A 24978-nucleotide genomic window follows, 5' to 3' on the forward strand; every position below is an offset into this window, starting at 1 on the left:
AACACGCCCTCGCGCGACGAGGGCACGGAGACACGCATGCCCAATCGATCCCCCGACGCGGCCCTCGCCGCGTCCCCCGCCGCATCGCACGCGATCGGCCGCGCGCGCTACGCGATCCTCGCGCTGATCTTCGCCGTCACGGTCGTCAACTACGCGGACCGCGCGACGATGTCGATCGCCGGCACCGGCGTCGCGCGCGACCTCGGCCTCACCCCGGTGCAGCTCGGCGTCGTGTTCTCGGCGTTCGCGTGGGCGTACGCGATCGGCCAGATTCCCGGCGGCTGGCTGCTCGACCGCTTCGGCGCGCGGCGCGTGTACGGCCTGAGCCTGCTGCTCTGGTCGGTCTTCACGATGCTGCAGGGCACGGTCTGCTGGCTCGGCGTGTCCGGCGCGGCCGCGACGCTCGCGCTGTTCGCGATGCGCTTCATGCTCGGCCTCGTCGAATCGCCGGCGTTCCCGGCCAACTCGCGAATCGTCGCGTGCTGGTTCCCGACCGGCGAGCGCGGCACCGCGTCGGCGCTGTTCAATTCCGCGCAGTACATGGCCGTCGTGATCTTCACGCCGTGCATGGCGTGGCTCACGCATGCGCTCGGCTGGGAGCACGTGTTCCTGTGGATGGGGATGCTCGGCATCGCGCTGGGCGCGCTGTGGTTCGCGTGCTATCGCGAGCCGCACAGCCATCCGCGCGTCGGCGCGCGGGAGCTCGACTACCTGCGCGAGCACGGCGCGCTCGTCGACCTCGAGGCGAACCGTATCCGCCAGCGCCCGCGCCTGTCGCTGCGCGACGTCGCGCAACTGTTCCGGCATCGCAACCTGTGGGCGATCTACGTCGGCCAGTACTGCATCACCGCGCTCACCTACTTCTTCATCACGTGGTTTCCGATCTACCTGATCAAGGGGCGCGGGATGACGATCATGGAAGCCGGCTGGGTCGCCGCGCTGCCGGCGATCTGCGGATTTTCCGGCGGCGTGCTCGGCGGCGTGCTGTCCGACTGGCTGATCCGGCGCGGCATGCATCCGTCTCGCGCGCGCAAGACGCCGTTCGTCGCCGGGATGGCGATGGCGACGCTGCTCGTGTTCGCGAACGGCGCGTCGTCGAACGCGGTCGTGATCGCGCTGATGACGCTCGCGTTCTTCGGCAAGGGGCTCGCCGCGGTCGGCTGGGCGGTGCTCGCCGATACCGCGCCGGAGGGTATGGTCGGGCTGAGCGGCGGCGTGTTCAACGGCCTCGGCAACATTGCCGGGATCGTCACGCCGCTCGTGATCGGCTATTTCGTCGCGCGCACCGGCTCGTTCTCCGGCGCGCTGTGGTTCGTCGCCGCGCACGGGCTGGTCGGCATCGCCGCGTACACGGCGCTGGCCGGGCGCTTCGAGCGGATTCGCGTCACGCGCGCTTGAGGCCGTCCGTCGCGTGCTCGACGGTCAGCCGGTCCAGCTCGCGCAAATCGTCTTCCAGCGCGGGCGTAAGCGTCGTGCGCAGGTGTTCGAGGAAGGTGCGGATCTTCGCGTCGAGATAGCGGCGCGTCGCGTACACCGCGTAGACGCTCAGCGTCTGCAACCGGTATTCCGGCAGCACGCGGATCAGCCGCCCTTCGCGGATATCGTCGAGCACCGTATACAACGCGACGCACGCGATCCCGCGCCCGGCACGCACGGCGACGCACAGCGCGTCCGGCACGTTGACCTGGAACGGCGCGGGCGGCAGTTCGAACACCTGCTCGTCGCCGTCCTTGTGCTCGAGCCGCCATTCGCTGGCCGGCGACGCCGGCGTGTCGAGCCGCAGGCAAGTGTGCTTCGGCAGGTCTTCCGGCGTCTGCGGCGTGCCGTGCCGCGCGAGGTATTCGCGCGACGCGACGAGCACGCTGCAGCTCGTGCCGCAGGTTTGCGCGACATAGCCCGAATCCGGCAGCTGCGACGCGGTGACGATCGACACGTCGTAGCCCTCCTCGACCAGGTTCGGCATCCGCTGCGCGAGCGTCAGCTCGACCGACACGTCCGGGTTGTCCTCCTGGTAGCGGACGATCGACGACACGACGTGGCTCTGCCCGAGCCCCGTCATCGCGTGGATCCGCATCTTGCCGGTCGGCCGCAGCAGCGCGTTGCGCGCCTCCGCGTTCGCATAGTCGATTTCCGCGAGGATCGATTTCGCCCGCTCGAAATAGCGCTGGCCGCTCTCGGTGAGGCCGAGGTGACGCGTCGTGCGATGCAGGAGGCGCGTCTGCACGTGCGCCTCGAGGTTCGAGACGGCGCGCGACACCTGCGCAGTGGTCGCGTCGATCTCCTTCGCGACCGCGGTGAAACTGCCGGCTTCGACAACGCGCACGAACAGGCGCATGTTTTCGAGCATGTCCATTGAATTGGCTTGGGGAAAGTAGGTGGGAAGGCGTCGGCTGCGCTCGCGTCAGGTGGGTAACGGAACACGGCCGGGAACCACGACGACGCGTTCACCATGCCGGAGAAGAGGCGGGAGAGCGGGCATCGCGTGCGTGGTCAGGACGTTCGGGGAAATCGGTGGGCGGAATTGTACGCCGCTGCAGACAAATGTGCGCTGCTGCGCCCGAAGTTTTCATCCAACGAAAGCTTTCCGAAAGTCTCGCCGGTCGCGCGCCCACGACACCGTGATGCAGCGCGCCAACTTATATCACAACGCGATATAATGCCGCACCCCGACACGCGCGCATCGCCCGCTTCTTTCTTCATACGTTCCATGTCGTCCGGCTCCTCCACGTCCCGCCGCACGTTGCGGCAATGGCTGCACAGCTTCACCCCTCTTCCGATGACCCTCGGCTGGCGCGAGCGCCTGCGCTCGTGCGCTGGCGCGCTGGTCGGCATCGCGACGGTCGGCTTCACGATGCAGGTGGTGCCCGGCGTGCCGGGGCTCGTGCCGCTGCTGGTCGCGCCGATGGGCGCGTCGGCGGTGCTGCTGTTCGCGGTGCCCGCGAGCCCGCTGGCGCAGCCGTGGTCGATCATCGGCGGCAACCTGGTCGCGGCGACGGTCGGCGTCGCGTGCGCGCAGTGGATCGCCGATCCGATCACGGCCGCCGCGGTGGCGGTCGCATGCGCGATCGGCGGCATGTTCGCGCTGCGCTGCGTGCACCCGCCGTCGGGCGCGGTCGCGCTGACGGCCGTGCTCGGCGGGCCGGCGATCCACAAGCTCGGCTTCGGCTTCGTGCTCGAGCCGATCGCGCTGCAATCGGCGATCCTGCTGTCGGCGGCGCTCGTCTACCACGCGCTGACGGGCCACCGCTATCCGCACGGCGGCGTGCGGCCCGACGCGAAGCCGCAGGCGGCCGGCGCGCCGGCGCGCGCAAGCGGCGGCCACGGGGGCCACGGGGGCCACGGCGGCTTTACGCGCGAGGATCTCGACGCGGTGCTCAAGCGCCGCAGCGAATGGCTCGACGTCGATCCGGACGATCTCGAAGCGCTGCTGCGCGAAACCGAGCTGCAGGCCTACGCGCGCACGTTCGGCCAGCTCACCTGCGCCGACCTGATGACGAAACGCGCGATCAGCATCGCGCCGTCGACGTCGGTGACGGCCGCGCTCACGCTGCTCGACCGCCATCGCGTGAAGGCGCTGCCCGTCGTCGATGCGGACCGCCGGCTGGTCGGCATCGTCACCCGCGCCGACCTGACGCGCTATATGCGTCGCCCGACGGCGCTGTGGCAGCGCCTGTCCGCGCGCCTGCCGGAATCGATCGGCGGCCAGCCCGCGAGCGTCGACACGGTGATGAGCCGCGACGTCGCGTCGGTGCCGCAAACGCTGCCGCTCACGGCGCTCGTGCCGCTGTTCACGCACTCGGGCCACCACCACATTCCGGTCGTCGACGCATCGCGCCGGCTCGTCGGCATCATCACGCAGACCGACCTCGTCACGGGCCTGTACCAGCAGACGCAGATGCTCGAAGCCGCATGACCTGACGCCGCCGCGCGGCACGTTCCGCGCTGGCGCCGCTGGTGTAATTCGTGCTTTTATATCATGTTTTGATATATATTCGCGCTACCGTTTTTCCTTCTCTACGACGATGACCGACACCCGACGCGCACTGCACAAGTCCGACTTCGAGCAGCTTTCCGAATTCCGCTACCAGATGCGCCGCTTCGAGCGCTTCTCCGAACGCGCCGCGCAAAGCGAAGGCGTGACGCCGCTGCAATACCTGTTGCTGCTGCACATCAAGGGCTATCCGCAGCGCGAATGGGCGACCATCGGCGAGCTCGCGGAACGTCTGCAGGCGCAGCATCACGGCGTCGTCGCGCTCGTGTCGCGCTGCGAGGCGCTCGGGCTCGTGAAGCGCAAGCCGAGCGAGACCGACCGCCGTCAGGTCGAGGTCCATCTCGAAGCCGCCGGCGACACCCTGCTCGCGCGCCTCGCGGCCATGCACCGCACCGAGCTGAAATCGCTCAAGGGTGCATTCCAGGTTCCCCAACTCGATTACTGACTCCGACGTCCGACACGATGAACGCCCCACACAAACGCGATTTCGCGACCAACGACCGCCTGCCCAGGATAGCGCTGCTTGCCGCCGTGATCGGCGTGCTCAGCACGCTCGCGGCGTTCGTCCTGTTGAGCCTGATCCACCTGTTCACGAACCTGTTCTTCTTCCAGCGGTTCTCGTTCGCCGACCATTCGCCGGCGGGCAACACGCTCGGCGCGTGGGTGATCGCGGTGCCGGTGATCGGCGGGCTGATCGTCGGGATGATGGCGCGCTTCGGTTCGGAGAAGATCCGCGGCCACGGCATCCCCGAGGCGATCGAGGCGATCCTGTTCGGCAAGAGCCGCATGTCGCCGAAGGTCGCGATCCTGAAGCCGCTGTCGTCCGGCGTCGTGATCGGCAGCGGCGGCCCGTTCGGTGCCGAGGGGCCGATCATCATGACGGGCGGCGCGCTCGGCTCGCTGATCGCGCAGTGCGTGAAGGTCACCGCCGCGGAGCGCAAGACGCTGCTCGTCGCCGGCGCGGCGGCCGGCATGACCGCCGTGTTCGGCACGCCGGTCGCCGCGGTGCTGCTCGCGGTCGAGCTGCTGCTGTTCGAATGGCGCCCGCGCAGTTTCCTGCCGGTCGCGCTCGCGTGCGCCGTCGCCGGCTTCGCGCGCGCGGTGTTCTTCGGCGTCGAGCCGCTGTTTCCGCTGACGACCGCCGCGCCGTCGCCGGTCGCGCTGCTGTCGTGCGTGGTCGCGGGCCTGCTGTCCGGGATGCTCGCGTGCGGGCTGTCTGCCGCGCTCTACCGCGTCGAGGATGCGTTCGCGAAACTGCCCGTGCACTGGATGTGGTGGCCCGCGCTCGGCGCGATCGTGATCGGCGTCGGCGGCTGGCTGCAGCCGCGCGCGCTCGGCGTCGGCTACGACGTGATCGGCGACCTGCTGCATCAGCACATCGCGCTGCAGATCGCGCTCGCGCTGCTGGTCGTCAAGGCGGTGATGTGGGTGATCGCGCTCGGCTCCGGCACGTCGGGCGGCGTGCTCGCGCCGCTGCTGATGCTCGGCGCGGGGCTCGGCACCGTGCTCTCGCCGGTGCTGCCGGGCGGCGACCCGGCGCTGTGGCCGCTCGTCTGCATGGCCGCGACGCTGGGCGCGACGCTCGGCGCGCCGCTCACGGCGATCGTGTTCGCGTTCGGCCTCACGCACGACACCAACGCGCTGCTGCCGCTGCTCGCGGCGACGCTCGTCGCGCACGGCTTCGCGACCGTCGTGATGAAGCGTTCGATCATGACCGAGAAGATCGCGCGCCGCGGCTATCACATCTATCGCGAATACGGCGTCGATCCGCTCGAGCGGCACGACGTCGCCGAGGTGATGACGCGCGCCGATGCGATCGTCGCGATCGATGCTGCGACGACGCTCGCGGAGGTCGACGCAAAGTACTTCGGCGCGCAGCAGACGCACCGCGCGTACCCGGTCGTGAAGGACGGCCGCCTGCTCGGCGTCGTCGATCGCGGACGTGCTGGCCGATCGCGCGCCCGTGGTCGCGCTCGCGCATGAAACGTGCCGCCTCGTCGCGACGCGTCTCGCGGTGCACGGCCTCGAGCGGCTGCCGGTCGTCGACGACGCGCAGTCGCTGCGCATGACCGGCCTCGTGTCGCGCAGCGACCTGATCAAGCCGGCGCTCCAGCACTTCGACGAGGAACACAAGCGCGAGCGCTTCCGCCCGATCGTGCCGGCCAACGCGCGCAAGGCGGGTTGACGCGCACGATTCCCGCGCGGCGCGGCGCACCCATGTGCGACCGCGCATTTGAAGTTGCTTGACAGTTCGATCTGCGAAAGTTTGTCATCATGAGCCCCATGCGACGGGGCCTGTCTTCATCCATCCCACGATAACGAGTCGACGCGCGGCATTCGCACGAATGCCGCACGCGGCGACCTTTCACCCATCACACGCTCGGGCAGCGGGACGACCACGCGACGCACGGCGTCGCATGCGTCACAGCACCGGATCCGCGGTTTGGCAAGCGCCTTAACATCTTGTTGCGGAATTGCTTGAACCCGGTCCGCACTGCGCAATCTCACTTGTGCAGTTCTGCTGCGCATCCCACTCAATCAATCACGACCCAAGGGAGATAACGTGAAATACCTACCGCTCATCGCACTGACCGTCGCAATTTCCGCTCACGCGGCCGATCCGTCGTCCGCCGTGCAAAACGTGGGGCAAAGCCAGAAACCGGCTCAGGAAGTCTCGGCCTGCATCGCGAAAACCTGGGCAGACAAATCCCAGCAACAGGTCGTCTCGCAGAACGTGCTCGCGAATGGCCTCGCGACCGACGTCTACGCGCCGGGCCAGCAACCGCCGAACGGCGCGGCCGCGCTGGTGCGCCCGGCCCAGGCCGCAGGCGCGAAGACCTGGGTCGGCTTCCGCGCCGGCAGCGGCGCGGGCGCCGATGCCGCAGGCGACATCAACACCTGCCTGTAATGCGTCCGGCGGACAACCTCGCGCGGTCCGCCAAACAACGAGCCCCGCATCGCGCGGGGCTCGTTCATTGAACGTCCGGCGCGCCGTGCGCGCCGACGTCGTCACAGATAGCTGCAGACGTAGTCGAGCGTTTCGAGCACGTCGATGTCGAAACGGCTCTTGCCCGGCACCGAGAACGACTCGCCCGCGCCGTAGGTCTGCCATGCGTCGCTGCCGTCGAGCTTCACGCGGCACTTGCCGGCCTGCACTTCCATCAATTCGGGCGCGTCCGTGCCGAAGTTGAGCGCGCACGGCAGGATCACGCCGAGCGTCTTGCGCGTGCCGTCCGGAAACAGCACGGTATGCGATACGCACTTGCCGTCGAAGTAGACATTGGCACGCTTGACGACCGACACGTTGTCGAATTGGGTTGCACTGGTCATGTGACGCCTCTGGTTGCTGGATCTGAAAGTTGGCGATGGATTGGAAATCGGCCGGTGCCGCCGGCCGGCCGCTATGATACCGGCTCGCCGGCCGCGCACGGAAATTGCGCCGGGCCGCCGTTCATCATGCGATCCGAATTCTGAGGATTGCTTGGCAATCTGCGTTGACTCATGAACGGCCCGTTCACCGCAACCCTTGCCTGCGCGCCGAATCGCGCAGGCAATCGAGCAGCATCGATGCCGCCGGCGTGAGCGGACTGTCGCGGCGCGTCACCACCTGCACCGACACCGCCGGCAGCCGGTCGCGGATCGGCAGCACTACGAGCCGGTCGCGCGCCCAGTCCACGTCGAGCAGTTGCTCCGGCATCGCCGCAAGCAGGTCGGAACCCATCATCAGGCTATGTGCGAGCCCGAAGCTCGGGCACTCGACGATGCGCGACGGCACCGGCAAACCGTGCGCGACGAAGCAGTTGAACAGCGCCTGCGTCGAGCTTTCCGGCGACGGGTTCATCAGCCAGTCGGCGTCGACGAGCTCGGCGAGCGACGTCGCCGACGCGAGCGGATGCCCGTTGCGCGCGACGATCAGCGAGCGGCTCGCATACAGCTCCGCGTGATCGAACTCCGCCGCCAGCAGCTCGGGCACGACCACCGCCACCGCGAAATCGAGCGAGCCGTCGTGCAGCCGCGGCAGCGCGACGCCCGGGAAGCCTTCGATGAAACTCACGCGCGCAACCGGAAAACGCCGCCGGAACGCGCAGAATGCATCGGGCAGGATCGTCACCGCGGCGGCCGGCGTGATGGCCGCCGCCACCGAACCCGTGGTCGCGCCCTGCGCCTGCTCGATGTCGTCGCGCGCCCGCTGCATCTCGGCGACGATCAGCCGCGCGCGCACCTGGAGCTGCTGGCCGAAGCCGGTCAGCTGCACGCCGCGCGCGGTGCGCACGACGAGCGATACGCCGAGCGCGAGCTCCAGTTCCTTGACCGCCTTGGTCAGCGCGGCCGGCGACACGTTGAGACGGCGCGCGGCCGCGCGGATGCTGCCCTCGTCCGCGACGGTGACGAACGCTTTCAACTGATGATATTTCATGGCGATGCGTGATCCGTGGAAACCCGGACACCGGGCCCGGCATTCGATCTCAGGGTGTTCCCTAGCGGCAACCGGCGGTGAGCACCAAAGCAATTTATCAGCTTCTGGTAGGCGAAAGAAATTCATATGCTTCGACGTCATATGCGCGTCAAAAGCCCCCACCCCACCGGAGACACCATGCAGCCTGCGAACCCCGTCATCCCCGGCATCGCCGCAATTGCGCCCGACCTGATCGACGTGCGCCGCCGCATCCACGCCCATCCCGAACTGGCGTTCGAGGAAACGCTGACGAGCGATCTCGTCGCCGAACTGCTGGGCGGCTGGGGCTACGAGGTCCACCGCGGCCTCGGCAAGACGGGCGTCGTCGGCGTGCTGCGCGAAGGGCAAGGCACGCGCACGATCGGCCTGCGCGCCGACATGGACGCGCTGCCGCTCGCCGAAGCCACCGGCCTGCCGTACGCGAGCCGCCACGCGAACAAGATGCATGCGTGCGGCCATGACGGCCACACCGCGATGCTGCTGTGCGCGGCGCGCCATCTCGCGGCGACGCGCCAGTTTTCCGGCACGCTGAACCTGATCTTCCAGCCGGCCGAGGAAAACTTCGGCGGCGCGCAGGCGATGATGGACGACGGCCTGTTCGACCGCTTCCCGTGCGATGCGATCTTCGCGATCCACAACATGCCGGGCCGTCCGGCCGGCGACATGGCGTTCCGCGCGGGCGCGGCGATGGCGTCCGCCGACCGCGTGACGATCACGCTGCGCGGCGTCGGCGGCCACGGCGCGATGCCGCACTTCGCGCGCGACCCGATGTCGGCGGCAGGCAGCATCATGGTCGCGCTGCAGACGATCGTCGCGCGCGAGGTCGACGCGCAGCAGGCGGCCGTGATCACGGTCGGCAGCGTGCAGGCCGGCGAGACGTTCAACATCATTCCCGAGACGGTCGTGATGAAACTGTCGGTGCGCGCGCTGGACGCAGACGTGCGCGCGCTGCTCGCGCGCCGCATCGACGCGCTCGCGAAGGGCCAGGCCGAAAGTTTCGGCGTGACGGCCGAGGTCGACTACCACTACGGCTACCCGGTGCTCGTCAATCATCCGGAACCGACCGCGTTCGCGACCGACGTCGCGCGCCGCATGCTCGGCGCGGAACGCGTCGACGCCGACACGGCGCCGCTGATGGGCAGCGAGGATTTCGCGTACATGCTCGAAGCGCGCCCCGGCTGCTACGCGTTCATCGGCAACGGCACCGGCAGCAAGGGCGGCTGCATGGTGCACAACCCCGGCTACGACTTCAACGACGACATCCTCGCGATCGGCGCGAGCTACTGGGTCCGCCTGGCCGAAGCCTGGCTCGCGGCCTGACGGTCCTTCATCACGCGCGCTCGCGCTCATCGGGGATTTGCATGGAAACGTCCGCTCTTGCTCTCGCCGGCGCGCCGGCCGACGCGCGCGCCGCCGCGAAAAAGCGCCGCCTGATCGCCGCCGCCGCGGTCGGCAACGCGCTCGAGTTCTACGATTTCACCGTCTACAGCTTCTTCGCGATCCTGATCGGCAAGCTGTTCTTTCCGGTGCATTCGTCGTTCGGCCAGCTGATGCTCGCCGTGGCCAGCTTCGGCGTCGGCTTCGTCACGCGTCCGCTCGGCGGCCTCGTGATCGGCATGTACGCGGATCGCGTCGGCCGCAAGAAGGCGATGATCGCGACGCTGCTGCTGATGGCGCTCGGCACCGCGACGATCGCGGTCGCGCCGACCTACGCGCAGGTCGGCATCGCAGCGCCCTTGCTGCTCGTGGCCGCGCGCCTGCTGCAGGGTTTCGCGTCGGGCGGCGAGGTCGGCGCGTCGACGACGCTCCTGCTCGAACAGGCGCCGCAGCACCGCCGCGGGTTCTACGCGTCGTTCCAGTTCTCGAGCCAGGGGCTTGCCGCGCTCGCGGGCGCGCTGACCGGCGTCGCGCTCACGTCGATGCTCTCCGCCGCGCAGCTCGAAAGCTGGGGCTGGCGCGTGCCGTTCGTGATCGGCACGCTGTTCGTGCCGCTCGGCTACTGGCTGCGCCGCACCGTCGAGGAAGCGCCGGCCGCGGCGCCCGCGCAGCGGGAGCACGTCGCGTCGCTGCCGCTCGCGGACGTGCTGCGCCATCACGGCAAGGCCGTGTTCGCCGGTCTCGGCGTGACGATCGGCGGCACGTCGATCCACTACATCATCGTGTTCTACATGGCGATCTACGGCGTGCAGGTGCTGCATCTGCCGAGCTGGCTGTCGATGACGGCCGGCTGCGTCGCGGGCGCGATCCTTATGGTCGTCACGCCGCTCGGCGGCTACCTGTCGGACGTCTACGGGCGCAACCGGATCGTCTGGTGGACGCGCATCGCGCTGATGCTCGCGATCTATCCGGCGTTCGTCGCGCTGAACCGCTGGCCGGGCGCCACGTCGCTGCTGTCGATCATCGCCGCGCTGTCCGTCGTGCATTCGATCAACATCGGCGCGACCGGCGCGATGCTCGGCGAACTGTTCCCGCGCGCGGTGCGGGCGACCGGCGGCGCGCTCGTGTACAGCGTCGGCGTCGCGATCTTCGGCGGATTCGCGCAGTTCTTCGTGACGTGGCTCATTGCGGCGACCGGCAATCCGCATGCACCCGCATGGTATGCGATCGGCTGTGGGGTGCTGACGCTGCTGGCGCTGCGGTGCATGGACGAGAAGGCGGGGAAGGCGCTCGACTGATGCGCCGCACATGAAAAAAGGGCTTCGGCATCCACTGCCGAAGCCCTTTTGCGTATCGCTTGCGTCCCGCGCGGTCAGAACGTATGCATCATCCCGACATACGCGCCCGTCTGCGACTCGCCCGCCAACGGGCTCGTACTCGGCGTCGCGTCGCGCGGCGTCGCCAGCAGCGAGAAGTTCGAATTGCCGCCGTTGCGCACGTACGCGACGGTGCCGTACAGGAACGTGCGCTTCGACAGGTTGTACGTCGTGCCGAGCACGTACATCATCGCGTGGCCCGACGGATCGTGCGACGCATCCGCGTTGCCGTCGCCGACCTTCACGTAATAGCCGCCGCCCGTCACCGCCCATTGCGGATTCGCGATCCAGGTCGCGCCGAGCCAGTAGTGATCGGCGCGATCGGGGACGCCGGCCGGGCTGTCCGGCGCCTGGTAATGCGTATACGCGCCCTGGATCTTGAACTGCGACACCTTCACGTTCGCGCCGACGAAGTATTCGCGCGAGCTCGAGAAGATGTTGCTGAACTTGCCGTTGCTGTCACGCAGCTCGTCATACATCCCGCGCACGTCGAGCAACGGCGAGTGGTACGAGATCATGATCCCGTCCGAGCGGCCGAAGTCGCCGGGCGCGCCGTAGTTGAAGCCGCGCGACTGGTTGCCGAACGCATACTGCGCCTGCACGTCGAAACCGCCGATCACCGGGCTGTGATATTCGATGTTGTTGCTGGTCTGCTGCCAGTTGCGGCCGCGCACGAGCGACGCCGACGAAAACGCCTGCTGCACGAACGGGTCGAATTCCCACACGCCGTCGCTGTCGATGAACAGGTTGCGGCCGGCCTGCAGCTGGCCCCAAGTATTGCTCTTCAGGCCGACATACGCGCGCCGCGACCACATCCGCCCGCCGCCCGTCGTGCCGTTCATCACCTGGAACGCCGTCTCCAGGTTGAAGACCGTCGACAGCCCGCCGCCGAGATCCTCGACGCCCTTCAGGCCGAACATGCTGGTGCCCCAGTCGCCGCCCTCGGCGCTGAAGCGCGACTTGCTGCCGTTCGGCGTCGCGATGTGGTTCAGGTACTCGACGCCGCCGTCGACCCGGCCATACAGCGTGACGCTCGTCTGCGCGCTTGCGGCCGCGGGCACGGCCGCCGCCATCAGCAATGCGATTTGTTTGAATTGCAAGGTATTGCCCCCTCGAAGTCTCGACCCTACGACGCGCGCCCCATGCGCGCGCCCGGTCAGCCGCGATCGATCGAAAAGCGTCCGGGGCCGGCCGCGCAAAGCGCGAGCAGGCCGCCGGTGATTGCGATGTTCTTGTAGAAATGAATCATGTTGTTCATCTGTTCGCCGCCCGTCATCGTCCAGTAGCGGTGCCCGATGAACGCGGCGCCGATCGTGTAGAGCCCCAGCAGCAGCGCGAGCGGACGCGTCAGGAAGCCGACCAGCAGCGCGATGGCGACGACCAGCTCCATCACGACGGCGATCGCCGCCGAGATGATCGGCGCCGGGGCGCCTATGCTGCCCATGTACGCGATCGTGCCGGAGAAATGCATCAGCTTCGGCCAGCCGAACAGGATGAACAGGATAACGATCAGGATGCGGGCAAGCAACAGCAGCACATCGCGCTGGGACGCGAGAAAGGATTGTCTCGGTGTCATGATGTCGATCAACGAATGCGATGCGCGGCGGCCGCGCATCGGCGTGTCAATGAACCAGGACGGACGGCGACGCGCGTCGCCCGTCCCGCTCAACCACCTCGCATCGGGGCGCCGCCCGATGTGCTGCGCGCCCTCCTCTCGAGAAAGTCCGAGCGCTGTCGTCGCGCGCCGCTCAGCGCAGTTTCGCGACGTCCTGCTCGGTCACCTTCGCCGCCGGATTGCCGAACTGCCCGGTCAGGTAGTTGGCGAGCGCGGCGATCTGCGCATCCGACAGCTCGTGGCGGAACGCGGGCATCCCGACGTCCTCGCTGCCGGCCTTGCGCTGCACGCCGTTCAGGATCACCTGCACGAGGTTGGACGGATTCGGCGCGCCCACCGTCGAGTTATGGAACAGCGACGGATAGTAGCCGTCCGGCGTGCCCTTGCCCTGCATCTGGTGGCAGCTCGCGCAGTTGCCGAGGTACAGGCGCGCCGGATCGATGCCCGACGACGCGAGCGCGACGCCGCGCAGGCGCAGGCCGTCCTCGGCGGGCTTGCCCCACGTGGAGCGCGGCTGCTTGACGCTGCTGTCGGCGACCGCCGGCACGGTGCGGATGTATGTCGCGATCGCGCCGATGTCCGCGTCGGTCATCTTCGAGAAGCTGTGCTCGACCGCCTCGGCCATCGGGCCGGCCGCCTGCGCGACGCCCGGCACGCTGCCGGTGCGCAGGTACTGGACGAGTTGCGGCTGCGTCCAGCCGCCGATCCCCGCGTTCGGGTCCGACGTGATGTTGTAGCCGTCCCAGCCCGCGAGCACCGAGCCCGACAGGAAGCTGCCGCCCGTCTCGTCGAGCGACTTCTCCTGCATCGCGATGCCGCGCGGCGTGTGGCACGTGCTGCAGTGCGCAAGGCCCTGCACGAGATACGCGCCGCGGTTCCATTCGACGCTCTGCGACGGCTTCGGCTGGTACGCGCCGTCCTTCAGGAACAGCCAGTTCCAGATCTTCAGCGGCCAGCGCATGCCGAGCAGCGCGGGGATCTCGTTCTTCGGCGGCGCCTGCTTGACCGGCTCGACGCCGTGCATGAAGTACGCGTACAGCGCCTTCACGTCGTCGTCGCTGACCTTCGCGTACGACACGTACGGCATCGCCGGATACAGATTGCCGACATGCTTCGACTCGCCGTGGCGCACCGCGCGCTCGAAGTCCTCGAGCGTCCAGTTGCCGATGCCGGTGTCCGGATCGGGCGTGATGTTGCTCGTGTAGATCTTGCCGAGCAGCGGCACCGGCATTCCGAGCCCGCCCGCGAACGGCTTGCCGCCCTTCGCGGTGTGGCAGGCCATGCAGTCGCCCGCGACTGACAGGTATTCGCCGCGCTTGGCGAGCGCCGCGTCGGCGGCGTCGGCCGCGCGGGTCAGGCCGGGCAACGCGAGGCAGCCGGCCAGGAGGAAGGAGAGAGTATGTTTCAGCACGGTCAGACTTCCTTCTTCAGCTGGTCGGACATCCGCAGCGCGAGCGCAGCGATCGTCAGCGTCACGTTCACCGTGCCGACGGTCGGCATCGTTGCACTGCTCGAAATGAACAGGTTCGGATGGTCGAACGTGCGGCAGTCCTTGTCGACGACCGAATCGCGCGCATCCGCGCCCATGATCGTCGCGCCGGTGATGTGGTTGTTCGGCGCGAACTCGTCGTTGAACACGACGTCCGTGCCGCCCAGCACCTGCGCGGCGGTCGCGTAGACCTCGCGCGTATGCACCGCGCCGCGCTTCACGTAGTCGTCGATCGCATAGGTGATCTCCGGGCGCGGGATGCCGATCGCGTCGGTCGCCGTCTTGCTCGGCACGATGCGGTTCTCCGGCTGCGGCAGGATTTCGTGGAAGCAGTCGAACTGCACGTAGCGCGCGGAACGGTCGCGGATCTGCGCATCGAGTTCGTCGTGCTTCAGCAGCTTGCCGGCCTTGAAGATCTTCTGCGTTTCCTGGTCGACCCGCGAGATGTTCGACAGGTGGATCTTCTTCCCCGCCTCGGTCGCGCGGAACGGGCCGTCGCGGAAGCCGATCAGCGACGTCATTTCCTGCGGGCCGCGGCCCGGCCACAGCTTCTCGCTCGCGTAGAACGACACGCCCGTGCCCGGGTGGTCCATCAGGTTGCGGCCGACCATGTCGGAGCTGTTCGCGACGCCTTTCGGGAAATCGCGGTTCGCGGACATCAGCAGGATCTTCGGCGTCTCGATGCCGTTCGCCGCGATCACGAAGAACTTGCCTTCGACGCGGTGGTCGGCGCCCGTCTTGTCCTTGTAGATCGCCGCGACGATGCGCTTGTTCGCGCCGGTTTCCAGCTTGTAGACGACCGCGTTCTCGATCAGCTTCGCGCCGGCCTGCTCCGCCTTCTCGACGTGCACGATGCCGTTGTACATCGCGCCGATCGGGCAGATCGGCATGCAGTTGTTGTTGCCGCAACAGGTCGGCCGGCCGTCGTACGGGCGGCTGTTGCGCGCAACCGGCTCGGTCACCACGTGGTACTTCGGATCGTGGTTGTTGAGCGCCGTCTTGATCGTCTTCTCGTTGTACGACAGCGGCAGCGGCGGCATCGGATACGGCTCCTTGCGCGGCGAGTACAGGTCTTCCTCGGGGCCCGGGCCCCACACGCCGAGCTCTTCCTCGGCGCGCTGGTAGTAGTGCTCGAGATCGTCGTACTGGATCGGCCAGTCGCGGCCGACGCCGTACACGGTCTTCAGCTTGAAGTCGTTCGGGATGAAGCGCCATGCGGACGCGGCCCAGTGCCACGTCGTGCCACCCACCGCGCGGATGTACTGCGAGTTGAACTTGTGCTCGCCCTTCAGGATCAGGTAGTCGTTCGGCGGGCCGTACTCCGGATGCGGCGCCCACGGGCTCGACGGGTACGGCGCCATGAAGTCCATCTTGTCCGCCTGGTTGCGGAAGCGCTCGACGATTTCCCAGCGCGGCATGCGCGGGCCGGCTTCCAGCAGGATCACCGACTTGCCCGCCATCGCGAGCTGATGCGCGACGATCGCGCCCGCGACGCCCGACCCGACGACGACGACGTCGGCTTGTTGTGTATCGGCCATCAGGCTTGCCTCTCGATCGGTTTGTCGGCCCAGAAGCCGGGTTTGTTGGGGCAATACGAGCGGATTACGAGCGTATCCGACACAACGCCGAACATTAGTGCTTCTTCGTAAGTAATGACGACGTTGTCGACGATGCCGAGATACCACGCTTCAAGAATCGCGAGCGCGAGCTTCTCCTGGTCGGGGCTCAGCGTGCCCGCGGACAGCGCGCCGGCGAGTTGCGACAGGCTGTCGGCCGTCTTGAACGAACCCTTCTGCAGCGCCTGCAGCAGGCGCTCGCCGATCACGCGGTTCAGGCCTTGCTTGCCGGTCAGCGATTCGGACAGCGTCATGAACGTATCGAGCGGCGCGGCGGCCGGGTTGTCGGCCAGCGCCTTCAGCGCGAGCGAGCCGGTGAGGCCCGCGGCAGTCAGCGCGAGCGCGCCCTGCAGCCATTGGCGCCGCGTGAGGCCGGCGGCGGCGTCACCTGCGCGACGCGGATGGGGAGTGTTGTCGTTGTGCATGCTTCCTTCTCTCTGACGCCAGATTCGGGAAAACCACTCTTGATATTTCTCAAACTTTGGCGCGGGCCTGAAATGTACGCGCACAAATCGGATCGGACAATCTTTTTATAGTCCATGAAATGTTCCGCAATCCGACACAATCGAAATTTCGCCGGATTTTTGTGTCGCCGACACGACAAGTCCGCGATGCCCCGCCTCGTGTCGCGCGCCGGCGACATCCGTCGGACGGATGGGCGGTCATGCCGGTCGGTTAGAATCGCGTCCAATCAAACAGAACGCTTCCCCCGAGGGCAATCGAGCGATGAAGCAGCGCGACGACACCAAGCACAACAAAACCTTTCAAACCATCACGCGATGGCTCTGGCGCACCGGCGCCGTCGCGGCGCTCGGGGCCGCCGCGGTGCTGTCGCTGCAGGCCGACGCCGCGCGCACAGTGAGCGTGTCGCCGCAAGGCACCGTCGCCGAGGTGCGGCAGGCCGTCGTCAAGTTCGACGAACCGATGGTCGCGTTCGGTTCGGCGTCCGCGCCGAATCCCGCGCGCATGACCTGCAACGATTCGGTCGCCGGGCGCGGCCAGGGCCGCTGGCTCGACGACAAGACCTGGGTCTACGACTTCGAGAACGACCTGCCGCCCGGCGTGCGCTGCGCGGTCGCGCTCAACGACGGGCTGCGCTCGGTCGCGGGCAACGCGGCCAGCGGCCCGCGCCGCTTCACGTTCCAGACGGGCGGCCCGTTCCCGGTGTCGGTGCGGCCCGGCTCGCGCGAGATCGAGGAACGGCAGGTGTTCGTGATCAAGCTGAACGGCCCCGCCGAAGAGCGCTCGGCGCTCGCGAACATCTGGTGCGAGGCGACCGGCATCGGCAACCGCATCCCCGTCGCGAACGCCGACGCGGACACGCGCAAGGCGCTGCTCGATCACTTCGACCTGAAGCAGGACGCCGCGCGGGTGCTGACGCTGTCGTGCGCGCAGGCGCTGCCGTCGAGCGCGAAGATGCAGCTGGTATACGGCAAGGGCGTTGCCAGCCCGAGCGGCATCGCGAACGACACCGAGCGGCGTTTCGATTTCACCGTGCGCGCGCCGTTCGCCGCGAGCTTCTCTTGCGAACGCGAAAACGCGAAGGCGCCGTGCACGCCGCTGCGGCCGCTGACGCTCTCGTTCAATGCACCGATCGCGCGCAAGAGCGCCGAAGCGATCCGGCTGCGCAGCCCGGACGGCACGCAGGCGCCGAACTTCGCGGCGGACGACAAGAGCGAGGAGGTAACGACCGTCACGTTCAACCCGCCGCTGCCCGAGCACGCCGCGCTGACGATCGAGCTGCCGTCGGACCTGCGCGACGTCACCGGGCGCACGCTGAGCAACGCCGACCTGTTCCCGCTCGCGACGCGCACCGCGCCGATGCCGCCGCTCGCGAAATTCTCGTCGGGCACCTTCGGCATCGTCGAGCGCTTCGCCGAGCCCGGCATGCCGGCGCTCGTGCCGGTCACGCTGCGCAACGTCGAGGCCGACCTGCACATCGCGGGCCTGAACGCCGGCGGCGCGCAATTCTCGAACCTGAAAGTCGAGAACGACACGTCGATCCGCCAGTGGATGCGGCGCGTCGAGCGGTTCGACAACTGGTCGATGACCGTCGAGGGGATCGACGAGCAAGTCCCCGGCCTGCTCCGGCGCGGCGGGCAGCATCCCGTCTACGTGCCGCTCGCGGCAGGCGAACGCCCGCCCGCGCCGAAGGACCGCCGCATCGACGTGCGTTCGCTGTCGCTGCTCAAGGGCGAGTCCGGCACGCAGACGCTGACGCTGCCGAAGGCCGATCCGAAGACGCTGCGACCGTTCGAGACCGTCGGCGTGCCGATCGACAAGCCCGGCTTCTACGTGCTCGAGCTCGCGTCGCCGGCGCTCGGCCGCTCGCTGCTCGCGAAGCCGTCGAGCATGTACGTGCGCACCGCGGTGCTCGTCACCAATCTCGGCGTGCACCTGAAGCAGGGCCGCGAGAACAGCCTGGTCTGGGTCACCACGCTCGACAAGGGCAAGCCGGTGCCGAACGCGCAGGTGCGCGTGTCCGACTGCAACGGCGACGAGATCGCCGCCGGCAAGACCGACGCGCAGGGCCTGCTGAAGATCGACACGCCGTTCGAGCCGAAGCACGAATGCCAGACGGCCGAGCGCTTCGACGACTACTTCGTGTCGGCCCGCGTCGACGATCCGAAGACCGGCCCCGACATGGCGTTCGTCAGCTCGAACTGGAACCGGGGCATCGAGGCGTGGCGCTTCAACGTGCCGACCGACATGGGCAGCGAGCCGACCATGCGCGCGCACACCGTGTTCGACCGCACGCTGCTGCGCGCGGGCGAAACCGTGTCGATGAAGCACTTCCTGCGCCGGGAAACGCTGCAGAGCCTCGCGTTCCCGTCGCAATACCCGACCCGCGTGACGATCCGCCATCTCGGCAGCGGGCAGACGTACAAGCTGCCGCTGAGCTGGGCCGCCGACCATAGCGCCGACACCCGCTTCACGCTGCCGCCGGCCGCGAAGCTCGGCGAATACAGCGTCGAGCTCGAAGGCGGCCCCGAGGATGCGCCGACCGCCAGCTACTACAGCGGCAGCTTCCGGGTCGAGGCGTTCCGCCTGCCCGTCCTCAAGGGCACGATCGGCGCGCGCGACGCGCAGAAGAGCCCGCTCATCGCCGCGAAGGAAGCGCCGCTCGCGGTGCAGATCGACTACGTGTCGGGCGGCGGCGCGTCGAACCTGCCGGTGCAGGTGTCGGCGCTGATGAAATGGGCGTCCCCGCCGTTCGCCGATACCTATTCCGAGTTCAGCTTCTCGTCGTACCGCCCGGAGACCAGCGACGCGACGGCCGCCGACGACGAGCAGGACGGCGACAACGCATCGGGCAGCGCAAGCAACGATCCCGACGCGACCAGGCTGATCGCCGACAAGCTGCCTCTGACGCTCGACCACAACGGCGCGGGCTCGGTCACGCTCAAGGGGCTGCCTGCCGTCGACGCGCCGAAGCGCGTCGCGCTCGAAGCGACCTTCGCCGATCCGAACGGCGAGGTCCAGACGATCCGCGGCGACGCGATGCTGTGGCCGGCCGCGGTGGTCGCGGGCATCAAGGCGGGCCGCTGGGTATCGGTCGGCCAGCGGGTGCCCGTGCAGGCGCTCGCCGTCGACCTGCAGGGCAAGCCGCGCGCGTCGGTGCCGATCGAGATCAAGGGCGTCGCGCGCATCACGACGACGTCGCGCAAGCGCATGGTCGGCGGCTTCTACGCGTACGACAACCAGAGCGACACGCGCGACCTCGGCGTGCTGTGCTCGGGCAAGACCGACGACAAGGGCCGCATGTCGTGCGACGCGACGCTCGAACAGGCCGGCAACGTGCAGCTGATCGCGGTCGCGAAGGACGGTGACGGACGCACGTCCAACGCGTCGACGTCGGTGTGGGTCACGCGCGAGGACGAGCTCTGGTTCGGCGGCGACAACACCGATCGGATCGACGTGATTCCGGAGAAGACTTCGTACGAACCGGGCGAAACCGCCCGCTTCCAGGTGCGGATGCCGTTCCGCTACGCGACCGCGCTCGTCGCGGTCGAGCGCGGCGGCGTGATGGAGACGCACATCGTCGAGCTGAGCGGCAAGAACCCGACGGTCGACCTGAAGGTCGGCGACACGTGGGGGCCGAACGTCTACGTGTCGGTGCTCGCGCTGCGCGGCCGGATTCGCGAGGTGCCGTGGTACTCGTTCTTCACGTGGGGCTGGAAGGCGCCGCTCGAATGGGCGCGCGCGTTCTGGCGCGAAGGCCGTCACTATGAAGCGCCGACCGCGTTCGTCGACCTGTCGAAGCCCGCGTTCCGCTACGGCCTCGGCGAGATCAAGGTCGGCACGGGCGCGCACCGGCTCGGCGTGACGGTCACGACCGACGCGACCCGCTACACCGTGCGCGGCAAGGCGCAGGCGCACGTGAAGGTCACGCTGCCGGGCGGCCGGCCCGCGCCGGCCGGCACGCAGGTCGCGATCGCGGCCGTCGACGAGGCGCTGCTCGAACTGATGCCCAACAACAGCTGGGACCTGCTCGACGCGATGCTGCGGCGACGCGCATACGGCGTCGAGACCGCCACCGCGCAGATGGAGATCGTCGGCCGCCGCCACTTCGGCCGCAAGGCCGTGCCGGCCGGCGGCGGCGGCGGCAGCGCGCCGACCCGCGAGCTGTTCGACACGCTGCTGCTGTGGAATCCACGCGTGACGCTCGACGCGAACGGCAGCGCAACCGTCGAGGTGCCGCTCAACGATGCGCTGACCCGCTTCCGGATCGTCGCGATCGCGGCGGTCGGCCCCGACCGCTTCGGCACCGGCAGCACGTCGATCCGCAGCACGCAGGACCTGCAGCTGATCTCCGGCCTGCCGCCGCTGGTGCGCGAAGGCGACGCATTCCGCGCGCAGGTCACGCTGCGCAATACGACCGAGCGCACGATGCGGGTCGTCGTCACGCCGCGCGTGACCGGCCTCGACATCGCGCCGCAAACCGTTTCCCTCGCGCCGAACGGCGCCGGCGAAGTCGCGTGGACGATCACCGTGCCCGAGCAGGCGCTCGATGCGAGCGGCGCGCTGAACTGGCGCATCGAGGCGGCCGAGCAAGGCGGCGCACGCGCGGCCGACGCGCTCGCGGTCGTGCAGAAGGTCGTGCCCGCGCTGCCGGTCACCGTGCAGCAGGCGACGCTCGCGCAGGTCGACGGCACGCTCGCGCTGCCCGTCGCGCCGCCGGCCGGCGCGGCCCCGAACGCGCAAGGCGCGCCGCGCGGCGGCATCGCCGTGTCGCTGCAATCGAAGCTGGCCGACGGCCTGCCGGGCGTGCGGCGCTGGTTCCAGCACTACCCGTACAGCTGCCTCGAACAGCAGGCGTCGCGCGCGATCGGGCTGCGCGATCCCGCGCAATGGCAGGCGCTGACCGCGCGCATGCCGGTCTATCTGGACAGCGACGGGCTCGCGAGCTATTTCCCGCCGCGCTCCGACGATTCGCACTACGGCAGCCCGACGCTGACGTCGTACCTGCTCGTGCTGTCGGATGAAGCGAGCCGCCTCGACCCGCGCTTCGCGCTGCCCGAAGACGTGCGCGCGCAGCTCGAAGCCGGTCTCGGGCGCTTCGTCGAAGGCCGCATCCAGCGCGACACGTGGGCGCCCCGCCAGGACCGCGACCTGCGCAAGCTCGCCGCGATCGAGGCGCTGTCGCGCTACGGCGCGGCGCAGGGCCGGATGCTCGGCTCGCTCGAGATCGCGCCGAACCAGTGGCCGACGTCGGCCGTGATCGACTATCACGCGATCCTGACGCGCGTGAAGGACATCCCGCAGCGCGACGAGAAACGCGCGCAGGTCGAGCAGATCCTGCGCGCGCGGCTCACCTACCAGGGCACGCAACTCGTGTTCTCGACCGCGCGCGACGACGACCTGTGGTGGCTGATGACGAGCAACGAGACCAACGCCGCGCGGCTCGCGCTGGAATTCGCGGGCGACCCGGCGTGGAAGGACGAGATGCCGCGCGTGACGTCCGGCCTGCTCGCGCTGCAGCGCCAGGGCGCGTGGCAGACGACGACGTCGAACGCGCTCGGCCTGCTCGCGGTCGAGCGTTTCTCGCGCGTCTACGAGAGCACGCCCGTCAGCGGCACGACGAAGGTGACGCTCGGCGGCGACGAGCGCTCGATCGCGTGGTCGTCGTCGCCGGCTGCATCGGCTGCATCGGCTGCATCGGCAGCGCCGGCCGCCTCGGCCGTCCCGGCGTCGGCGACCCCGGCCACCCGCGCAGCCGCCGCGCGCAGCGTGATGCTGCCGTGGCCGCGCGCCGCCCAGCCGGGCACGCTCAGCGTCGCGCAGAACGGCACCGGCCGCCCGTGGGCGGCGATCGAAAGCCTCGCCGCGGTGCCGCTGCGCGCGCCGTTCGCGGCAGGCTACCGGATCACGAAGACGGTCACGCCGGTGTCGCCCGCGGTCAAGGGCGTGCTGACCCGCGGCGACGTGGTGCGGGTGCACCTCGACATCGACGCGCAGAGCGACATGACGTGGGTGGTCGTCAACGATCCGATTCCGTCCGGCGCGACGATCCTCGGCTCCGGCCTCGGCCGCGACTCCGAGGCGGCGACGCAGGGCGAGAAGACCGCCGACGGCGCCTGGCCCGCCTTCATCGAACGCGACTTCGACGGCTATCGCGCGTATTACGACTATGTGCCGAAGGGCAAGCTGTCGGTCGAATACACGGTGCGGCTGAACAACGTCGGCACGTTCGGGCTGCCGCCGACGCGCGTCGAGGCGCTGTACGCGCCGTCGGTGTACGGGCTGTGGCCGAATCCGCCGGTGACCGTCAAGCCGGCCGACGCCGGCAAGCCGTGAACGCGCGATGAAGGGATTCGCTTCACCCCGGCCGGCGCATATCGCCGGTACTGCCGGCCGCCTCTTCGTCGCCGTGCTGCTCGCGGCCCCGCTCGTCGCGCACGCGCTGCCGTCCTACGACGACGTGCGCCACCGCTGGCGCAGCTCCGACTGGGTGCTGCTCGCCCGCGACGGCACCCCGCTGCAGCGCACCCGCGTCGATCTCGCCGAACGGCGCGGCGACTGGGTCGCGCTCGGCGACGTGTCGCCCGCGTTCCGCGAGGCGATCGTCGTGTCCGAGGACCGGCGCTTCTACGAACATAGCGGCGTCGACTGGCGCGGCATCGCGGGCGCCGCATGGGGCAACCTGTGGAACGAGCGCACGCGGGGCGCGTCGACCGTGACGATGCAGCTCGCCGGCCTGCTCAGCGATTCGCCGCGCCGCTCGGGCCAGCGCTCGCTGCCGCAGAAGGCCACGCAGGCGATGAACGCGCTGCTGCTCGAACGCGGCTGGCGCAAGGACCAGATCCTCGAGGCCTACCTGAACCTCGTGCCGTTCCGCGGCGAGACGATCGGGCTCGACGCGATGTCGCGGGTGCTGTTCGGCAAGGCGCCGTCCGGGCTCGACGTGCGCGAGTCCGCGGTCGCCGCCGCGCTCGTGCGCGCGCCCAACGCGAACGCCGCGAAAGTCGCCGAGCGCGCGTGCCGCATCCTGCGCGACATGCAAGCCGCGCAGCAGTGCGCATCGCTCGACGGCTACGTGCAGCTCGTGACCGCGCGCCCGCCAAGCGCCGCACGCGACGACGGCGCGGCGCTCGCGCCGCATTTCGCGCGGCGCATCGCGGCCGAGGTGAAGCCGGGCGCGGGCGCGCAGGTCCGCTCGACGCTCGACGCGCCGCTGCAGCGCTTCGCACGCGACACGCTGACCCGCGCGCTGACCGAGCTCAATGCCCCCGCCCATCGACGCAACGTGCAGGACGGCGCGGTGGTCGTGATCGACAACGCGAGCGGCGAGATCCGCGCGTGGGTCGGCTCGTCCGGCGCGCTGTCGGGCGCGCGCGACGTCGACGCCGTGCTCGCGCCGCGCCAGGCCGGCTCGACGCTCAAGCCGTTCCTGTATGCGCAGGCGATCGACGAGAAGCGGCTGACCGCCGCATCGTTGCTCGACGACGCGCCGATCAACCTCGCCACGGGTGGCGGCCTGTACATTCCGCAGAACTACGACAAGGAATTCAAGGGCTGGGTGAGCGTGCGCAGCGCGCTCGGCGGATCGCTCAACGTGCCGGCCGTGCGCACGCTCGTGCTCGTGACGCCGCACCGCTTCGCGCGCACGCTGACCGCGCTCGGGCTGCCGCTCACGCAGGAAGGCGACTACTACGGCTTCAGCCTCGCGCTCGGCAGCGCGGACGTCACGCTGCTGTCGCTGACCAACGCGTATCGCGCGCTCGCGAACGGCGGCGTCGCGCGCAAGGCCATCGACCTGCCGGCGCCGGCTTCGTCCGCATCGGCACCGGCGCGCGCGCCCGACGGCACGCGCGTGTTCAGCGAGGCGGCGAGCTTCGTCGTCACCGACATCCTCGCCGACAACAACGCGCGCGTGCGCACGTTCGGCTTCGACAACCCGCTCGCGACGCGTTTCTTCTCGGCGGTCAAGACCGGCACCAGCAAGGACATGCGCGACAACTGGGCCGTCGGGTATACGTCGCGCTACACGGTCGGCGTCTGGGTCGGCAACGCGGACGGCTCGCCGATGTGGGACATCTCGGGCGTGACCGGCTCGGCCCCGGTCTGGTCGGCGGTCGTCGGCTACCTGCATCGCGATCTCGCGAGCCGCGCGCCGCGTGCTCCCGCCGGCGTCGAGCAGCGCCGCATCACGTTCGAGCGCGATCTCGAGCCGGCGCGCGGCGAATGGTTTCTCGCCGGCACCGCGGTCGATACGATCCGGCTCGCCGCGCCCGTCACGGCCGGCAAGGACGGGCCGCGCGCGCCGCTGACGATCGGCGCGCCGACCGACGGGACGATCTTCGCGATCGATCCGGACATTCCGCCGAAGAACCAGCGGGTCTGGTTCGAGCGCACCGCGGGCCGCGCGGCGAAGTTTTCGTGGCGGCTCGACGACAAGGTGATCGGGCACGCGGACCGCGTCGCGTGGATGCCGTGGCCGGGGCGGCACCGGCTCGAACTGGTCGATGCGCGCGGGAATGTCGCCGATACGATCGGGTTCGAAGTGCGGGGCGCGTTCGCGAAGCCGGGGGCGCGCCGGCCGTAAGGGCGGCACGAG

16 protein-coding genes and 1 pseudogene are annotated in these 24978 nt (G+C 69.2%); 9 read left to right on the forward strand and 8 right to left on the reverse strand.

What is annotated here, in order from left to right; genetic code table 11:
- Nucleotides 1-36 precede the first annotated feature (36 nt).
- Nucleotides 37-1398 carry an MFS transporter gene (locus B7P44_RS26370; RefSeq protein WP_084908862.1) on the forward strand — a complete coding sequence of 454 codons (1362 nt, stop codon included), beginning with the start codon at nucleotides 37-39 and terminating at the stop codon, nucleotides 1396-1398.
- On the opposite strand, the gene B7P44_RS26375 is transcribed toward B7P44_RS26370, so the two are convergent.
- Nucleotides 1385-2353 carry a LysR family transcriptional regulator gene (locus B7P44_RS26375; protein WP_084908863.1) on the reverse strand — a complete coding sequence of 323 codons (969 nt, stop codon included), beginning with the start codon at nucleotides 2351-2353 and terminating at the stop codon, nucleotides 1385-1387. The two genes, B7P44_RS26370 and B7P44_RS26375, sit on opposite strands and share 14 nt — an antisense overlap.
- A 354-nt stretch (nucleotides 2354-2707) precedes the next feature.
- Here B7P44_RS26375 and B7P44_RS26380 point away from each other — a divergent pair, with 354 nt between their 5' ends.
- The 4 genes and pseudogenes from B7P44_RS26380 (at nucleotide 2708) to B7P44_RS26395 (ending at nucleotide 6899) form a co-directional block, all read left to right on the forward strand.
- Nucleotides 2708-3913, forward strand: coding sequence for an HPP family protein (locus B7P44_RS26380; protein ID WP_084908864.1), 1206 nt, complete (start codon nucleotides 2708-2710; stop codon nucleotides 3911-3913).
- A gap of 109 nt (nucleotides 3914-4022) precedes the next feature.
- Entirely contained in the window at nucleotides 4023-4436 is a 414-nt protein-coding gene (locus tag B7P44_RS26385) for a MarR family winged helix-turn-helix transcriptional regulator (protein WP_084908865.1), read from the forward strand.
- Between the two features lie 17 nt (nucleotides 4437-4453).
- Nucleotides 4454-6176: pseudogene (locus tag B7P44_RS26390) on the forward strand (chloride channel protein).
- 378 nt (nucleotides 6177-6554) lie between these two features.
- Nucleotides 6555-6899 carry a hypothetical protein gene (locus tag B7P44_RS26395; protein WP_084908866.1) on the forward strand — a complete coding sequence of 115 codons (345 nt, stop codon included), beginning with the start codon at nucleotides 6555-6557 and terminating at the stop codon, nucleotides 6897-6899.
- A gap of 101 nt (nucleotides 6900-7000) precedes the next feature.
- On the opposite strand, the gene ppnP is transcribed toward B7P44_RS26395, so the two are convergent.
- Both ppnP and B7P44_RS26405 read right to left on the reverse strand, forming a co-directional pair.
- A complete protein-coding gene (ppnP, locus tag B7P44_RS26400; RefSeq protein ID WP_059752168.1) occupies nucleotides 7001-7321 on the reverse strand; it encodes a pyrimidine/purine nucleoside phosphorylase in 321 nt (106 codons plus the stop codon).
- 184 nt (nucleotides 7322-7505) lie between these two features.
- A complete protein-coding gene (locus B7P44_RS26405) occupies nucleotides 7506-8408 on the reverse strand; it encodes a LysR substrate-binding domain-containing protein (RefSeq protein WP_084908867.1) in 903 nt (300 codons plus the stop codon).
- A gap of 177 nt (nucleotides 8409-8585) precedes the next feature.
- Between B7P44_RS26405 and B7P44_RS26410 the strand changes: the two genes are divergently transcribed.
- Both B7P44_RS26410 and B7P44_RS26415 read left to right on the forward strand, forming a co-directional pair.
- Entirely contained in the window at nucleotides 8586-9767 is a 1182-nt protein-coding gene (locus tag B7P44_RS26410; RefSeq protein ID WP_084908868.1) for a M20 aminoacylase family protein, read from the forward strand.
- A gap of 41 nt (nucleotides 9768-9808) precedes the next feature.
- Nucleotides 9809-11122, forward strand: coding sequence for an MFS transporter (locus B7P44_RS26415; RefSeq protein WP_084908869.1), 1314 nt, complete (start codon nucleotides 9809-9811; stop codon nucleotides 11120-11122).
- A gap of 74 nt (nucleotides 11123-11196) precedes the next feature.
- On the opposite strand, the gene B7P44_RS26420 is transcribed toward B7P44_RS26415, so the two are convergent.
- The 5 genes from B7P44_RS26420 to B7P44_RS26440 all read right to left on the reverse strand — a co-directional run bounded on the left by B7P44_RS26420 (nucleotide 11197) and on the right by B7P44_RS26440 (nucleotide 16345).
- The gene (locus tag B7P44_RS26420; protein WP_088511531.1) at nucleotides 11197-12273 is read right to left on the reverse strand and encodes a porin; all 1077 of its coding nucleotides are present in this window, start codon (nucleotides 12271-12273) and stop codon (nucleotides 11197-11199) included.
- Nucleotides 12274-12356: 83 nt separating this feature from the next.
- Nucleotides 12357-12776 (reverse strand): DoxX family protein, encoded by a 420-nt coding sequence (locus B7P44_RS26425; protein ID WP_084910036.1) that lies wholly within the window; start codon nucleotides 12774-12776, stop codon nucleotides 12357-12359.
- A 172-nt stretch (nucleotides 12777-12948) separates the two neighbouring features.
- Nucleotides 12949-14226, reverse strand: a complete 1278-nt coding sequence (locus B7P44_RS26430) for a cytochrome c (RefSeq protein ID WP_084908871.1) — start codon at nucleotides 14224-14226, stop codon at nucleotides 12949-12951.
- 2 nt (nucleotides 14227-14228) lie between these two features.
- Nucleotides 14229-15842 carry a GMC family oxidoreductase gene (locus tag B7P44_RS26435; protein WP_084908872.1) on the reverse strand — a complete coding sequence of 538 codons (1614 nt, stop codon included), beginning with the start codon at nucleotides 15840-15842 and terminating at the stop codon, nucleotides 14229-14231.
- The gene (locus B7P44_RS26440; protein ID WP_084908873.1) at nucleotides 15842-16345 is read right to left on the reverse strand and encodes a sugar dehydrogenase complex small subunit; all 504 of its coding nucleotides are present in this window, start codon (nucleotides 16343-16345) and stop codon (nucleotides 15842-15844) included. Before B7P44_RS26440 ends, B7P44_RS26435 begins: the two co-directional genes overlap by 1 nt.
- A 301-nt stretch (nucleotides 16346-16646) precedes the next feature.
- Between B7P44_RS26440 and B7P44_RS26445 the strand changes: the two genes are divergently transcribed.
- The gene (locus B7P44_RS26445) at nucleotides 16647-22718 is read left to right on the forward strand and encodes an alpha-2-macroglobulin family protein (protein ID WP_084908874.1); all 6072 of its coding nucleotides are present in this window, start codon (nucleotides 16647-16649) and stop codon (nucleotides 22716-22718) included.
- A gap of 7 nt (nucleotides 22719-22725) precedes the next feature.
- Nucleotides 22726-24966 carry a penicillin-binding protein 1C gene (gene pbpC, locus B7P44_RS26450; protein ID WP_084908875.1) on the forward strand — a complete coding sequence of 747 codons (2241 nt, stop codon included), beginning with the start codon at nucleotides 22726-22728 and terminating at the stop codon, nucleotides 24964-24966.
- The last annotated feature ends 12 nt before the right edge of the window (nucleotides 24967-24978 follow it).

The sequence above is a fragment of the Burkholderia ubonensis subsp. mesacidophila genome (assembly GCF_002097715.1).
GTDB lineage: Bacteria > Pseudomonadota > Gammaproteobacteria > Burkholderiales > Burkholderiaceae > Burkholderia > Burkholderia mesacidophila.